This is a genomic window from Actinokineospora spheciospongiae, assembly GCF_003182415.1.
Lineage (GTDB): Bacteria > Actinomycetota > Actinomycetes > Mycobacteriales > Pseudonocardiaceae > Actinokineospora > Actinokineospora spheciospongiae.
The window spans coordinates 695,497-709,853 of record NZ_QHCP01000004.1; the positions used below are offsets into that span (position 1 = coordinate 695,497).

At 71.9% G+C, this 14,357-nt stretch carries 13 protein-coding genes; 6 read left to right on the forward strand and 7 right to left on the reverse strand.

The window, feature by feature from the left end; all coding sequences use genetic code 11:
- Positions 1 to 10: 10 nt before the first annotated feature.
- Entirely contained in the window at positions 11 to 1,258 is a 1,248-nt protein-coding gene (locus tag DFQ13_RS13685; RefSeq protein WP_110080061.1) for an Nramp family divalent metal transporter, read from the reverse strand.
- Between the two features lie 183 nt (positions 1,259 to 1,441).
- On the opposite strand from DFQ13_RS13685, the gene DFQ13_RS35590 reads away from it, so the two are divergent.
- A complete protein-coding gene (locus tag DFQ13_RS35590) occupies positions 1,442 to 3,937 on the forward strand; it encodes a M20/M25/M40 family metallo-hydrolase (RefSeq protein WP_110080062.1) in 2,496 nt (831 codons plus the stop codon).
- Between the two features lie 70 nt (positions 3,938 to 4,007).
- Here DFQ13_RS35590 and DFQ13_RS13695 read toward each other — a convergent pair whose 3' ends face one another.
- The 5 genes from DFQ13_RS13695 to DFQ13_RS35595 form a co-directional block, all read right to left on the reverse strand.
- Positions 4,008 to 4,787 (reverse strand): lysyl oxidase family protein, encoded by a 780-nt coding sequence (locus tag DFQ13_RS13695; protein ID WP_233438394.1) that lies wholly within the window; start codon positions 4,785 to 4,787, stop codon positions 4,008 to 4,010.
- Between the two features lie 294 nt (positions 4,788 to 5,081).
- On the reverse strand, positions 5,082 to 5,546 hold the full coding sequence (locus DFQ13_RS13700; protein WP_035282304.1) for a DnaJ family domain-containing protein: 465 nt from the start codon (positions 5,544 to 5,546) through the stop codon (positions 5,082 to 5,084).
- Between the two features lie 82 nt (positions 5,547 to 5,628).
- On the reverse strand, positions 5,629 to 6,540 hold the full coding sequence (locus tag DFQ13_RS13705) for an RluA family pseudouridine synthase (protein WP_110080065.1): 912 nt from the start codon (positions 6,538 to 6,540) through the stop codon (positions 5,629 to 5,631).
- 9 nt (positions 6,541 to 6,549) lie between these two features.
- The gene (locus DFQ13_RS13710) at positions 6,550 to 7,518 is read right to left on the reverse strand and encodes a tyrosine-type recombinase/integrase (protein WP_110080066.1); all 969 of its coding nucleotides are present in this window, start codon (positions 7,516 to 7,518) and stop codon (positions 6,550 to 6,552) included.
- Between the two features lie 633 nt (positions 7,519 to 8,151).
- Positions 8,152 to 8,568 carry an STAS domain-containing protein gene (locus DFQ13_RS35595; protein ID WP_052021129.1) on the reverse strand — a complete coding sequence of 139 codons (417 nt, stop codon included), beginning with the start codon at positions 8,566 to 8,568 and terminating at the stop codon, positions 8,152 to 8,154.
- Positions 8,569 to 8,667: 99 nt separating this feature from the next.
- On the opposite strand from DFQ13_RS35595, the gene add reads away from it, so the two are divergent.
- Positions 8,668 to 9,627 carry an adenosine deaminase gene (gene add, locus DFQ13_RS13720; RefSeq protein WP_325050932.1) on the forward strand — a complete coding sequence of 320 codons (960 nt, stop codon included), beginning with the start codon at positions 8,668 to 8,670 and terminating at the stop codon, positions 9,625 to 9,627.
- Between the two features lie 110 nt (positions 9,628 to 9,737).
- Here add and DFQ13_RS13725 read toward each other — a convergent pair whose 3' ends face one another.
- Positions 9,738 to 10,238, reverse strand: coding sequence for a mycothiol transferase (locus tag DFQ13_RS13725; protein WP_035287070.1), 501 nt, complete (start codon positions 10,236 to 10,238; stop codon positions 9,738 to 9,740).
- A gap of 72 nt (positions 10,239 to 10,310) precedes the next feature.
- Here DFQ13_RS13725 and DFQ13_RS13730 point away from each other — a divergent pair, with 72 nt between their 5' ends.
- The 4 genes from DFQ13_RS13730 to DFQ13_RS13750 all read left to right on the forward strand — a co-directional run bounded on the left by DFQ13_RS13730 (position 10,311) and on the right by DFQ13_RS13750 (position 14,327).
- The gene (locus tag DFQ13_RS13730) at positions 10,311 to 10,970 is read left to right on the forward strand and encodes an O-methyltransferase (RefSeq protein WP_407643167.1); all 660 of its coding nucleotides are present in this window, start codon (positions 10,311 to 10,313) and stop codon (positions 10,968 to 10,970) included.
- A gap of 114 nt (positions 10,971 to 11,084) precedes the next feature.
- The gene (locus DFQ13_RS33840; protein WP_181399967.1) at positions 11,085 to 12,044 is read left to right on the forward strand and encodes a helix-turn-helix transcriptional regulator; all 960 of its coding nucleotides are present in this window, start codon (positions 11,085 to 11,087) and stop codon (positions 12,042 to 12,044) included.
- 275 nt (positions 12,045 to 12,319) lie between these two features.
- Complete coding sequence (locus tag DFQ13_RS13745; RefSeq protein WP_219994410.1) at positions 12,320 to 13,087, forward strand: sucrase ferredoxin; 768 nt, start codon at positions 12,320 to 12,322, stop codon at positions 13,085 to 13,087.
- A gap of 154 nt (positions 13,088 to 13,241) precedes the next feature.
- Positions 13,242 to 14,327 (forward strand): DNA glycosylase AlkZ-like family protein, encoded by a 1,086-nt coding sequence (locus DFQ13_RS13750; protein ID WP_181399968.1) that lies wholly within the window; start codon positions 13,242 to 13,244, stop codon positions 14,325 to 14,327.
- The last annotated feature ends 30 nt before the right edge of the window (positions 14,328 to 14,357 follow it).

Here is a 14,357-nt window from a genome sequence, read left to right on the forward strand (position 1 = left end):
TTCGCGCACCTCAGGCGAACAGGGTGCGGTAGAGCAGGAACAGGTTCAACCCCGAGATCACCACCGCCAACACGAACCCCACCACCGTGGTCACCGGCCGGTTCACCAACGCCCCCATCACCGACCGCCGCCGCCCCAGCAGCACCAGCGGCAACAACGCGAACGGAATCCCGAACGACAGCACCACCTGGCTCAGCACCAAAGCCCGCGTCGGGTCCACCCCCGACGCCAACACCCCCAGGGCGGGCAGCATCGTCGCCAACCGGCGCACCGGCAACGGCACCCGCCGCCGCAGGAACCCCTCCATCACCACCTGACCGGCGTAGGTGCCCACACTCGAGGCCGCCAATCCCGACGCCAGCAACGCCACCGCGAACGCCACCGCCGCCCCACCACCGAGGGTGACCCCCAACCCGGCGTGCATGTCCTCCAACGACTCCGCGGGCAACCCCGTCCCGTGCAGCGCCCCCGCCGCCACCAGCAGCATGCTCACGTTCACCAACCCGGCGATCCCCAACGCCACCCCCAGGTCCACCGCGTTCGCCCGCAACGACCGCCGCAGCTCACCGACACCCCCGCGGTGGTGGTGCTGGGTCAACGCCGAGTGCAGGTAGATCGCGTGCGGCATCACCGTCGCCCCCAGCATCCCCGTCGTCAGCAGCACGCTGTCCACCCCGTCGAACCCCGGCAACAACCCCGCCCCGGCCTCGGTCAACGGCCCCAACCGCAACGTCTGGTACAGGAACCCGGCCAGCACCACCAGCAGCAACGCCACGATCACCGACTCGAACCGCCGCCGCCCCGTCGGCGCCAGGCTCAGGATCGCGAACGACACCACCGCGGTGATCAACGCCGCGGGCAGCAGCGGAACCCCGAACAGCAGGTTCAACGCCACCGCCGCCCCCACGAACTCCGCCAGGTCGGTCGCCATCACCACCAGCTCCGCCTGCACCCACAACAACCCCACCACCGGCCGCGGGTACCGCTCCCGGCACAGCTCCGGCAGGTTGCGCCCCGTGGCCACCCCCAGCTTCGCCGACAGGTACTGGATGAACACCGCCGCCACCGACGCCGACACGATCACCCACAGCAGCAGGTACCCGTACCCGGCGCCACCGGCCATGTTCGTGGCGAAGTTCCCCGGGTCCACGTAGGCCACCGCCACCACGAACGCGGGTCCCATCAGCCCCGCGACCGTGCGCAGCCTGTCCCGCGATGACCCCCGCACCCCCGTCCCGCGCACCGCAGGCTCCACCATCAGGCCCTCCCTCGCACCCCTCGCACCCCTTGGCGGGGATCATCGCCGCACCGCCCCGACCCGCACAACGGCCCAACCCGAGTCCCCCGAACGGCAGGCACCCCCCTACAACATCCGTGGCGGGCGCTGCGCCCTGTGGACAAAAAAACCCGCGAACCCCGCCCACGTCCTACCCTCACCAGCATGATCGACGGCGACCGCCCCCGCACCCGCAGGCCCGTCCCCGCACTGGCCGCCCTGCTGGCGACCGCCGCCGTCGCCACCCTCACCCTGCTGGGCTTCACCCCACCCGAGCCCCTGGGCGCCGACGCCCCCGCCGACACCTTCTCCGCCGCCCGCGCCGAGGCCCACCTCGCCGCCATCGCCCAGCGCCCGCACCCCATCGGCACCGCCGACAACGCCCGCGTCCGCCAGTACATCACCGACACCGCCACCGCCCACGGCGCCTCCACCACCACCGAGACCGGCGAGGTCTCCCACTCCCGCGCGGGCGTGCAGCGCCTGGCCACCGTCCACAACGTCGTCGCCCGCGTCCACGGCACCGCCCCCGGCCCCGTGCCCCTGCTGCTGGTCGCCCACCACGACTCGGTGCCCACCAGCCCCGGCGCCGCCGACGACGGGGCCGCCGTGGCCGCCCTGCTGGAGACCCTGCGCACCACCGCCGCGCACCCACCCCGCAACGACGTGGTGTTCCTGTTCACCGACGGCGAGGAGATGGGCCTGCTCGGCGCCCGCGCCCACGTCGAGCGCCACCGCGGCGACGGGTTCGGCCCGGTGTTCAACTTCGAGGCCCGCGGCAGCGGGGGACCGGTGTGGATGTTCCAGACCGGGCGGGACAACGCCGACCTGGTCTCCGCCTTCGCCGACGCCTCCACCCGCCCCGTCGCCAACTCCATGGCCGCCGCCGTCTACGCCCTGCTGCCCAACAGCAGCGACTTCACCGTCTTCCTCGACCACGGCGCCCACGGCCTCAACTCGGCGTTCATCAACCAGGTCCACCACTACCACTCACCCCACGACGACCTCGCCCACCTCGACCGCGCCAGCCTGCAACACCACGGCGAAACCATGACCGGCCTCATCCGCGTCCTCGGCGACACCGACCTGACCGCCACCGGCACCGGCGACGCCATCTACTTCGACCTGTTCTCCCGGGTCCTGCTGCACTACCCCGACACCCTGGTCATCCCCCTCACCGCCACCTCCGCGGCCGCGCTGGCCTGGCTTCTCGTGGCCGCCACCCGCCGCCACCGCCTGCGCCCGGGCACCCTGGCCGCCACCACCGCCGCGGCCCTGGGCACCGCCCTGGGCGGGGCAGTGCTGGGCCACCTCGGCTGGCTGGCCATCAACACCGCCCGCCCCGACCTGGACTTCCTGCCCCTGGGCGAACCGTACGGCCGCGGCTGGTTCCTGGCGGGCTTCACCGCCCTCGCCGCGGCCGCCCTCCTGCTAGGGGTGCGCGCCCTGCGCCGCCGCACCCGCACCGAACTGCTCTCCGGGGTCCTGACCCTCACCGCCCTGCTGCTGATCACCACCACCGTCGTCCTGCCCGGCGGCACGTTCCTGTTCCAGTGGACCCTCCTCGCCGGTCTCCCCGCCCTCTGGTGGTCCACCCGCCACCCCACCCCGTCCACCGCCACCCCGACCGCTGCCAGCACGCCCGCCGCCGGTGAGCCCACCGGCGGCGCGTCCACCAGCGACGACGCCAACCCCGGCACGTCGAGCGCCGGTGCGCTGAACACCCCCGGAACCGAGGCCGCGAAGACCACCGGGTCCACGTCTGCGGCCGAGGTGCCCGCCACCGCCGCATCGCACCCCACCAACCCCGCAGACCCCGCCGGTCGCGGCGGTCGCGGGGACGTAATCGGGCTGCTGCTGGCCGCGCTGCCCGCCCTGGTCGCCGCCGCCCTCTACCCGGCGATCACCGCCTCCCTCTACACCGCCCTGGGACTGCCACTGGCCGCCGCGGCGATGGTCCTGACCCTCCTCGGCGCCCTGCACACCGCCCCCCTGCTCGCCGAACTCCCCACCCCCGGCCGACTCGGCACCACCCTCGCCGTGGCCGCGGTCGTCCTGCTGGTCCTGGGCACCACCCGCACCGGCTTCACCCCCACCCAACCCCGCCCCGACTCGCTGATCTACCTGCGCGAGGACACCGGCGCCACCTGGCTCAGCCCCGACCCCACCACCGACCCGTGGACCGCCAGAGCCCTCGGCGACAACCCCACCACCGCGGACCTGTCGACCACCTACCCGCTGCTGCCCGAACCCGTCCTGCGCGCCCCCGCCCCCACCTTCGACCTCCCCACACCCACCACCGACACGCTCTCCGACACCACCACCGGCCCCACCCGCACCGTCGCTGTCCGCATCACCCCCGCCACCCAGGCCTGGCGCACCCAACTCACCATCACCCCCACCACCCAGGACTGCGCCGTCGACGGCACCCCCATCGCCCCCACCACCCCGGTCGAGCTGTACGGCAAAGCCACCGGCACCACCCTCACCTGCCGCATCCCCGCAGGCACCACCCTGACCCTGGCCCTGACCGACCAGTGGATCGGCCTGCCACCCGAAGCCGCCGCCGCCGTGGGCCCCCGCCCCGACGACAGCATCCTCGTCCCCTCCGGCACCCGCCCCCACGACTCCGCCCTCATCACCACCACCGCCACCATCTGATCCCCGGACCCGCGACAGCTCGACCACCGACACCGGGGGAGTGGCGCCAACAGACCACGCCCAGCGCCGATCAGGTACCCGCGCAGCGATCCCTGCCCGGACAACTCCGCAGCAACCGCACCTGCGGCGCCCGGGTGATGACCTCCGGCGCCGAGCGCGCACCACCGGGCCACCGCACCGAGATCGCGATGGAGGAGGAGTTGTTGCCGTAATCGCTCTCCCGCAGAGTGCGATCACCGTTGACGGTGTTGACCACGTCATAGGTACCCGACGGAACCGCGGTGATGTCCAACCACTGGAAATCGACGGTGTACCGGTAGTCGTCACCACGGCCCACGGAAATCCCCTGGGTGACGGTCAACGCCGCCGGGTCGTGCATGTTGCACGTGTTCGCCGCCAACACCCGCCCCAACCGCCCCTGCGGGGTGTCGTCATCACGGACCACGGCCGGAAGCACACCCGCATCCGCGGTCGCGTAGCGGTCACCGAGGCAGAAACCGTTCTTGCGGTCAGCCACCAGCGCCCCACCACCCGGGGTGCGCAACTCGAAGTGCTCGAACCCCATCAGGTGCCAGTGCTGGTGGGCCTGCGCGGGCTCGTAGTACGCCGAGGTGGCCGTCGCCTGCTGCGCGGCGGCGAACGAATCCGGAATCCTCCCGTCCACCCCGCTCTGAAAAGCCTGCCGCACCCGCATCGTCGGCACGTCCACACCGGGCCGCCAACCGTAGAGCAACAGCGGACCGGCACCGACGTTGTCCTCGGCGGTGGTGAACCGCAACCGCACCGCCCGCGCCCGCCCCCTGCTCACGCACGCCGCGTTCGGGTTCTCGACCTCCGAAACCAGGCACACGTCCCAATCACCACACAGGGCCGGATCACCCACGTACCCACCGGGACACCCCACCGGCGCCTGACGCAGATCCGGCAGCAACTCCCCGGCAGGCGCCACCGCCGAAGCCGACGGCGTCACCACCATCACCACCCCCACCACAGCAGCAGCCGCCGCCACCCACCGCCCGCCAACCGCCGCCATACCGCCCATCCCGCTCAGGTGAAGTGACCGACCGCGACCGTAACCGCCCACCGCCCACCCGAACCACTTCCAACCCGGCTGCCACCCGAACGAGCGACCCACACCCACCACTCAGGTCGACGACCACCGCCGCCACCACGACCGCCGCGACACCCCACCCGCCTCCACCACCGGCGCCACCACGGGCGGCTCCACCGGCCGAGACGCCACCCACCCCGCCACCACCTCGTCCTCGTCGACGAACCGGACCAACACCGGACCCGACCCCGTCCGCATCCACTCATCAATACGGCCGTTGACGTCCCGCACCACCGCCCGCACCTCCGCCTCCGACCGCAGCGCCCCCACCCGCTCCGGGATCAACTCCACCTCCCGCCGCAACCGCAACTGCGGCGGCAACACCTCCCGCGTCTCCACCCCCTCACGACGCAGATAACCACTCAACCAATCACCACCACGGGGCAGGGGCTTCCCCGCACCCGGCAGGTTGTCGAAATCCCCCCGGTTCCGGGCCTCACTGATCTGCGACTCCACCCAGGACTCGAAGCCCACCCCGGCAGGCTTGCGCTCCGTCATCGACCGACCTCCCCAGATCGTCTCCAACACCCCCGATGCTACCCACCACCACCGACACCCGCCCCCGCCCACGGCATCCCGCTCACCCCCACGCCGACAACGACAACCCACTCTCAAACCGCCGCAACCCACCCGACACCGGATCAACGAACTCCAACACCCGCGCCAACAACTGCAACGGCCGCGAAAAATCATCCAACGCCCGCTCCGTCAACACCGGGTAAAAATCATCACCCACGATCGGCACCCCCAACCCCGCCATATGCAACCGGAGCTGATGCGTCCGCCCAGTGGCGGGGGACAAGCGGTACAACCCCAACCCACCCCGCTGCTCCACCAACTCCACCAACGTCTCCGCATTCGGCTCCCCAGCCACCTCCCGCGCCTGGATCACCCCACGCTCCTTCTCGATCCGCGACCGCACCACCACCGGCAACCCCAAATCCCCCCGCACCGGCGCCACCGCCGCATACTCCTTCCGCACCACCCGATCCTTGAACATCCCCTGGTACCGCCCCCGCAACTCCGGCCGCACCACGAACAACAACAACCCCGCCGTCACCCGATCCAACCGGTGCGCCGGACTCAACTCAGGAATCCCCAACTCCCGCCGCAACCGCACCAACGCCGTCTGCACCACGTGCTTCCCCCGGGGGATCGACGCCAGGAAATGCGGCTTGTCCACCACCACGATGTCCCCATCCCGGTACACCACCGGAATCTCGAACGGCACCTCCACCTCCACCGGCAAATCCCGGTGGAACCACACGAACATCCCCGGCACGAACGGCGCGTCCACCGCCACCGGACCGTCCAACCCCACGATCCGCCCCGCCACCAACATCTCATCAACCCGAGACGGCTCAACCCGGGGGAGACGCTCCACCAGGTGATCCCGCACCGTCACCCACGGACCCCCATCCGGCAACCGCAACCGCGCCGCATCCAACCCGTGCCGCTGCGGCAGGGGAGACCTCAACCGACGACGACCCATCCCCGAACCCTACTGCCCATCCCCACCCAACCCCTCCAACGCCCGATACGTGCGATTGCTCGCCGCCGCCGCCCGCCGCTCCCGACCCGTCGCATCGATGTACCCCTGCGACGTGTTCAGACTCGCGTGCCCCAACAACACCATGATCTCCACCGCATTCGCCCCGTCCTCCGCCAACCGCGTCGCGAACGTGTGCCGCAACGCGTGCAGATTCGCCCCCGCAGGCACCCGGTCGTGCAAACCCGCCTGCCGAAAACACTGCTTCACCAGGTAATCCAACCCACCACGCCCAATGCCCTCACCATCGGACCCCAACACCAACGGTCCCTCATCGGAAAACCGCAACCCCGGGAACCGCACCTCGCACGACACCAGGTACGCCTCGATCACCCGCTCCAACGGCACCTCGATCGGGATCGACCGCTCCCGGTTCGCCTTCCCGTGCACGTACAACCGCCGCTCACCCGGCCGCCCCACCACCGACGACCGCCGCAACGCCCGCATCTCCGACGCCCGCAACCCCGCCACCAGGCCCAACGCCAACACCAGCAGGTCCCGCTCCGGCCACGGCGCCCGCGCCCGCCGCGCCCCACCGGCGATCGCGGTCAACAGCTCCTCCGGCGTCCGCTCACCGCGCAGCGGCTTGGGGGAGAGGGGCCCGGGTTTCGGCCGCCCGATCGCCCCCATCGGATTGCCCGCCGACAACCCGTCCAGCAGGCAGAACTGGAAGAACTGGTTCCACGTCGACCACGCCCGCGCCACCGAACTCTTCGCGTGCGTGTCCGCGAACGCCCCGAACGCCTCCCGCAGCACCTGCGCGGTGACGTCCTCCAGCTCGATCCGGGCCGTGCCCAGCACCTGGGCCAGGTGCGCGGTCACCCCGGCCAGGTCCCGCCGGTACGCCGCCGTCGTGTGCGGGGAATCCTTGCGCGACCGCCTGGCCACGAAGAACGCCTCCTGCGCCTCGCTCAACTCCACTGGACCTGCATACCCTCCCGGACCGACAAGTCGATCATCGGACCCCCCGTGTGAGTGATGGATAACCGCGATTATCCATCAAACAGGTGTTCGAGTCGGGCGCGACACGGCGGGCGAGTGCCTGCGTTGTGACGACCGTTTTCGCGCGCGCGTCGCGCGATCGCCTCGCCTCCCAGCCGCCGGGCGCCCTTCTTGGCGTCGGATCGCGATTGGCGTACCCCGGACACAAGCAGGCGGCTGCCGGGCGGCCGCTCTGGATCATCACCCATGAATCGTCACCGTGACGTTAGTCGCCGGTGCGATGACCCCTCCGACCTGCGGACCTCGGCGTTCTCTGATGTTCGATAATCGACATTATGTCAAGTAACTGTTGTCGAAGGCCTCCCCGATGGGCGAGCCGGTGGTGTGGGCGGCGCGGTTGGACTGCCCCTCCGGTTGGACTGCTCCTCCGGCAGCGCCCGCTCGCCGGCGGCGCGGGCGATCGCCGTGCACACCGTGTCGGTTCGGAGCCGGTCGCCGCTGATGGGGTTGTGGAGCGACCGAGGAGGAGTTGCCCGACGGGAGTCGGTCGAGGCGAGGTCGAGGCGCTTCGAGTCGGGTGTCTCGGCGTACGGGGTGGGCGCCTCTCCCCCGCTACGCGATGAGCCAGCCGGAGGCGGCGGCTTGGCGGCGGGGGCTGGGGGCGGGTGTGGTGGCGGGGACGATGTGGAGTTCGTCGTGCAGGGAGGTGAGTTGCAGGCCGGTGAGGACGGGGCCGCGGGCGTGGATGGTGAGGGTGCGGCCCCGGCGGGTGCAGGCGCGGTGGGCGCGCAGGAGGACGGCGGTGCTGGCCCAGCTCAGGAAGGTGACGGCGGTGAGGTCGACGATGAGGTGGTCGGTGGTGGGGTCGGTGGTGGCGGTGGTCATGAGGGCGTCGTGCCAGGGGTGTTCGGTGGCGAGGTCGATGCGGCCCTGGGCGGCGATGGTGGTGGTGTGGCCGGTGCGGTGGGTGGTGATGGTAAGGGTGCGTTGGGCTTGTTCGTGGGGGCTGCGGGGGAACTTGAGAGCCATGGTGGTGCCTCCGGGGGTGGGGATTCGCTGCTCTGGAGGCGGTGGGGGTGGGAAAGGTTGCCGGGTGGTGGTGTGATCTGTGGTGTGCGTGATGTACGGGTGTTGCCGAAGGCGTTGTTGCACGTGCACCTGGAGAGTGCGATGCGGGCTTCGACGGTGGCGGAGTTGGCGCGGCGGTACGGGGTGGCGGTGCCGGTGTTGGGTGGGCCGTTCGCGGGGTTCCGGGAGTTCGCGGATCGGGGGTCGGCGGTGCGGGGGTTGTTGCGGGAGGCTGGGGATTTCGCGCGGGTGGCGGAGGAGTTCTGCGTGGACCAGGCCGCTGATGGGGTGGGGTACGTGGAGGTGACGTTCACGGCGGCGTCGCACGGGGAGCGGGTGGGTGATGTGGAGATGCCGTTGGCGGCGGTGGTGGAGGGGTTGGGGCGTGGGTGTGCGCGGACGGGGTTGGTGGTGCGGGTGGTCTTGGATCATTCGCGGCGGCGGTCGGTGGGGCGGTTGGCGGCGACCGTGGGGTTGGCTGAGCGGTTCGGTGAGTGGGTGGTGGGGGTGGGTGTGGCGGGTGAGGAGCGGTATCCGTTGGCGCCGTTCGCGGGGGTGTTGGGGCGGGCGCGGGAGTTGGGGTTGCGGATGGTGCACCACGCGGGTGAGCAGTGTGGGGCGTGGAGTGTGGCGGAGGCGGTGCGGGTGGGGTGTGCGGATCGGGTGGGGCACGGGTTGAGCGTGTTGGAGGACGTGGAGTTGGTGGCGGAGGTGCGGGATCGGGGGGTGGGGTTGGAGGTGTGTCCGGCGTCGAACGTGGAGTTGGGGTTGGTGGGGTCGGTGGGGGTGCATCCGCTCCCCCGGTTGTTGGAGGCGGGGTTGGTGGTGTCGTTGAACACGGATGTGCCTGCGATGACGGGGGTGTCGTTGTCGGGTGAGTTCGCGTTGGTGCGGTCGGAGTTGGGGTTTTCGGATGGGGAGTTGGCGGGGTTGGCTCGGGCTGGGGTGGAGTCGTCGTTTGCGCCTGCGGTGGTGAAGGAGCGGTTGGTGGGTGGGATTGGGGCGTGGTTGGCGGGGTGATGTCCGGTGTGTGGGGTGGTGGTTCTGCGGGGTTGGTGTGGTTCTGCGGTGTCGGCGGGAGGGGGTTCGCGCGGTGCTGTGGGCGGGGGCGGGCGTTGCCGGTGGGGTGGCTACTCCCCTGTGCTGCCGTCGGCGAGTTCGCGGAGGATGTCGAGGTGGCCGACGTGGCGGGCGGTTTCCTGGATGACGTGGTTGAGGGTCCAGCGGGTGGTGCGGGTGGGGTCGCCGAGGGCTTGGTCGTCGGGGTGGAGGGGTGCCATGGCGGTTTCGGCGAGGGCCCATTCGGCGCGGTAGGCGTTCAGGACGGTGGTGGGGGTGTCGGTGGGGGTGATGCGCCAGTCGGAGTCGGGGTCTTCGGTCCAGAGGGAGGGCAGGTCGGCGCCGCCCGCGACGCGGGTGAGCCAGTGGCGTTCGACGGCGGTGAGGTGCTTGATGACGCCGAGGATGCTCATCAGCGGTGAGGTGGCGAGGGGGGTTTCGATGGCTTCGGCGAGGGTGGTGCCGGTGGCCTTGCCCAGGGCTGTGTGGCGCTGGAAGCGCAGGAGCTCCCAGAGCAGGGTCAGCTCGTCGTGGGCGTCCGTGGTGGGCCAGGCTCGCTCCGGAGTCGACATGATCACGATGGTAGGGGCTGTGGCGGGGGCTAGCTTGGTGGTGACGTGGTGTCCACAGGTGAGGGGTGTGTTGTGCAGGAGCAGTGGTCGGCGGTTGACGGTTACCTGGTGTCGGCGTTGTTGCCGGAGGACGAGGTGTTGTCGGGGGCGTTGGCGCGGGCGCGGGCGGCGGGGTTGCCCGCGATCGATGTGGCGCCGAACCAGGGGCGGTTGTTGAACCTGTTGGCCAGGACGCGGGGGGCGCGGCGGATCTTGGAGGTGGGGACGTTGGGTGGGTACAGCGCGATCTGGTTGGGGCGGGCGTTGCCGCCGGGTGGTCGGTTGGTGTCGTTGGAGTTGGATGAGGCGCACGCGGTGGTGGCGCGGGAGAACTTGGCGGCGGCGGGGTTGGCTGGGGTGGTGGAGGTGGTGGTGGGGCCTGCTTTGGAGTCGTTGCCGGGGTTGGTGGGTGGGGAGCCGTTCGACTTCGTGTTCATCGATGCGGACAAGCCGTCGAATCCGGAGTACTTCCGGTGGGCGTTGCGGTTGACGGCGCCGGGCAGTGTGATCGTGGTGGACAACGTGGTACGTGGTGGTGCGGTGGCGGATGGGGGGTCGGTGGACCCGGGGGTGGTGGGGACGCGGGAGTTGAACCGGTTGATCGCGGCGGAGTCGAGGGTGGAGGCGACGGCGGTGCAGACGGTGGGGTCGAAGGGGTATGACGGGTTCGCCTACGTCCTGGTGACCGGCTGAGTGGTTTTCGCGGGTGGGCGGGCCCTCGGTGGTGGTGTTGTCGGGGGCCCGCGTGCTCGGGTTCGAGGGTGGTTGCGGACAGGTGTTGTCCGGGGTGGGTGTCAGACTGGGGTCATGGTGGAGACCTCGGCGCGGTTGTTGCGGTTGCTGTCGCTGTTGCAGGTGCGGCGGGATTGGTCGGGGGCGGATTTGGCGGACCGGTTGGGGGTGACGGATCGGACGGTGCGCCGGGATGTGGAGAAGTTGCGGTCGTTGGGGTATCCGGTGCACGCGGTGACGGGGACGGCCGGGGGGTACCGGTTGGGGGCGGGGGCGGCGTTGCCGCCGTTGCTGCTCGACGACGAGGAGGCGGTGGCGGTGGCCATCGGGTTGCGCACGGCGTCGACGGGGGCGGTGGCGGGGATCGAGGAGACGTGCGTGCGGGCGTTGGCGAAGTTGGAGCAGGTGTTGCCGTCGCGGTTGCGGGAGCGGGTGCGGGCGCTGGGGGCGAGCACGGTGCCGTTGGTGGGGGTGGGGCCGATGGTGGATGCGGGGGTGTTGACGGCGATCGCGACGGCGTGCCGGGCGCAGGAGCGGTTGCGGTTCGACTACCGCGACCATGGTGGGGAGTCGTCGGTGCGGGAGGTGGAGCCGTTGCGGTTGGTGCACACGGGGCGGCGGTGGTACTTGATCGGGTTCGACGTGGTGCGGGTGGGTTGGCGGACGTTCCGGGTGGATCGGATGGTGCCGCGGGTGCCGACGGGGCCGCGGTTCACCCCGCGTGAGCCCCCGGCGGAGGATTTGGCGGCGTACGCGGCGCGGGGGTTGACGGTGGGGGCGTACGGGCGGCGGGCGGTGGTGTTGTTGCGGATGCCGGTGGCGGAGGCGGCGGAGCGGATTTCGGCGACGGCGGGGCAGTTGGAGGCGGTGGACGAGGGGTCGTGCCGGTTGACGGCGGGGGCGCCGTCGTGGGAGGGGTTGGCGATGTGGGTGTCGATGTTGGGGTGTGAGTTCGAGGTGGTGGAGCCGCCGGAGTTGGCGGTGGCTGCGGCGGCGATGGCGGGTCGGTTGGCGCGGGCGGCGGGGGCGGGGTGATCGTCTGCTTGGGCGTGGGGGGCGCGGTGTCATCGGGGGGCATCGGTGGTGTGGAAAGGTTGCGCTCGGTCGCCGTAATGTGATCGGAGGGTGATCGGTGGCCACTCGATCGGCGGTACCGGCCGTGAGAGGGTTGTGCCGCCATGGTGATCACTCCCCCGTCCGCGTGCTCTGCGGTGTCGCGTGCCCTGGATGAGCCGTTCGCCGGGACGGCGGCGACCGCGACGACGTGGTTGTGCTTGGAGCAGCCGGGCCCGTGGGGGCGTGAGGCTTTGGTGGGCAGTCACCTCGGTGGTGGGGTGGGGGCGCGGTTGGTGGCGCGGTCGGCGGGGACGGGGGTGCGGGTGGTGTTGGTGCGCCGCCCGGGGGCGCACCCCGGCCGGCACCGGGTGGTGCCGCGTCGGGTGTTGCTGGCGCACACCGTGCCGGGGGCGGGGTGGTTGCGGTCGGGGTCGTTGTTGGACCCGCGGGACCTGCTGGACCTGGACTTGGCCGCGTTGGGGGCGGGGGCGCACGGTGGGTTCGGGGAGCCGGTGGTGGGGCCGGTGCTGCTGGTGTGCACCAACGGGCGCCGCGACGTGTGTTGCGCGGTCCGGGGCAGGCCGGTGGCCGGGGAGTTGGCCGCGGAGTTCGGGGACGCGGTGTGGGAGGCCACCCACCTCGGGGGGCACCGGTTCGCCCCCACGGGGTTGTTGTTGCCCACCGGGTACGCCTACGGCGGTCTCGACGCCGGGCGTGGGCGGGAGTTGCTGGTCGGGGGTGAGGTGGTGCTGCGGGGGTGTCGGGGCCGGTCGACGTGGGTGGCGGCGGGGCAGGTGGCGGAGTTGGCGGTGCGGGCGCTGACGCACACCGTGGACCCGGAGGTGCTGCACGTGCGGTCGTGCGAGCGCGATGAGGACGGTGACCGGCGGGTGGTGGTGTGGCACGTCGACGGGCGCGGGTGGCGGGTCACGGTGACCGAGCGGGACTTGGGTGTCCGGCCGGTGAGCTGTGGTGTGAACCCCGCGCCTGCGACGGCGCTGGTGGTGTCCCGCATCGACTGAGCCGCGCCCGGGCCGTGCGGGAGGTGGTGTTCGCAGGCGGTGGGGTTCCTGGCATCGGGTGCCACTCCCCCACCACCGGTCTGTCCCCCGCGCCAGGGGCAGGTGGGCAGCGCCATCCCCGGGTGTCGGACGGGCACCTGGCAGCATGGTCGCCATGGCGGTCAGCGGAGCAGTCGTGTCGGTCAGCCGGGCCCGGGTGCTCGCCCACCGCGTCGCCCGCCACGGCCTGCACCGCGATGGTGTCGACGCCGTGGTCGACCTGGGTGTGCAGGACGGCGGGTCCGGTGGGCCTGCGGTGGCGTTGACCGCGCGGGGTTTGGTCGTGCCCGACCCGGTGGCGGTGTGGACGCTGCGCGGGGCCCCGCACGTGCTGCGCCGCGAGGACGTCGCGGCGACCGCCGAGGCGCTGTGGCCGCGGTCGGACGCCGATGCCCTGGCCCGTCTCGGTGGGTTCGGGTCCGCGCTGCGCAAGGCGGGGGTCGGCGGGTTGGAGGCCATCGACCGCGCGTCGCGGGTGATGCGGGAGGTGGTGGTGGAGGAGAAGCCGCGTGGGCAGGTCAGCGCGGAGATGACCGCGGCGTTGCCCGCGCAGTACTCCTACGCGTGCGCCACCTGTGCCGCCACCCACGTGTGGGGCAGCCTGTTCCAGTTGGTGGGGGTGTTCGCCGGGGTGGAGGTCCTGGGGGCGGCCCGCCCGGCCCGGTTGCGGCCGCTGCCCCACCGCCACGACGTGCCCGCCGCGACCTCGGGCACCCTTCTGGACGCCTACCTGCGGGTGCACGGGCCCAGCACCCTCGCCGCTGCGGCGGCGTTCCTGGGCACCACCCAGGCCGCGGCCCGCCCCGCCTGGCCCGCGCACCTGGTGCCGGTGGACGTGGAGGGCACCCGGATGTGGTTGCCGGAGGCCGACGTGGAGGCGTTGCGGGGCGCCCCGGACGCGGATGTGGTGCGGTTGCTGCCGCCGCTGGACCCGCTGGTGCAGGCCCGGGACCGGGAGACTCTGGTGCCCGACCCGGCGGAGCGGGCGCGGGTGTGGAAGGTGATCGGCAACCCCGGGACCGTGCTCGCCGGTGGGGAGATCGTGGGGACGTGGCGGGCCAAGGCGTCGGGGAGGAAGCTGGCGATCACCGTGGCCGGGTTCGCGCCGCTGCCGGGGTCGGTGCGGCGGGCGGTGGCGGTCGAGGCCGAGGTGGTGGCGGGTGCGCGTGGTGTCGCCGAGGTCCGCGTCGAGCACACCTGACCTGGGCACGGCGAAGGCCCCCGGTATCCC

Bases quoted from the DNA above. Each gene is read 5' to 3' on its own strand.
- DFQ13_RS13685 (WP_110080061.1), bottom strand. From the start codon at position 1,258: ATGGTGGAGCCTGCGGTGCGCGGGACGGGGGTGCGGGGGTCATCGCGG.
- DFQ13_RS35590 (WP_110080062.1), top strand. From the start codon at position 1,442: ATGATCGACGGCGACCGCCCCCGCACCCGCAGGCCCGTCCCCGCACTG.
- DFQ13_RS13700 (WP_035282304.1), bottom strand. From the start codon at position 5,546: ATGACGGAGCGCAAGCCTGCCGGGGTGGGCTTCGAGTCCTGGGTGGAG.
- DFQ13_RS13705 (WP_110080065.1), bottom strand. From the start codon at position 6,540: ATGGGTCGTCGTCGGTTGAGGTCTCCCCTGCCGCAGCGGCACGGGTTG.
- DFQ13_RS35595 (WP_052021129.1), bottom strand. From the start codon at position 8,568: ATGGCTCTCAAGTTCCCCCGCAGCCCCCACGAACAAGCCCAACGCACC.
- DFQ13_RS13725 (WP_035287070.1), bottom strand. From the start codon at position 10,238: ATGTCGACTCCGGAGCGAGCCTGGCCCACCACGGACGCCCACGACGAG.
- DFQ13_RS33840 (WP_181399967.1), top strand. From the start codon at position 11,085: ATGGTGGAGACCTCGGCGCGGTTGTTGCGGTTGCTGTCGCTGTTGCAG.
- DFQ13_RS13750 (WP_181399968.1), top strand. From the start codon at position 13,242: ATGGCGGTCAGCGGAGCAGTCGTGTCGGTCAGCCGGGCCCGGGTGCTC.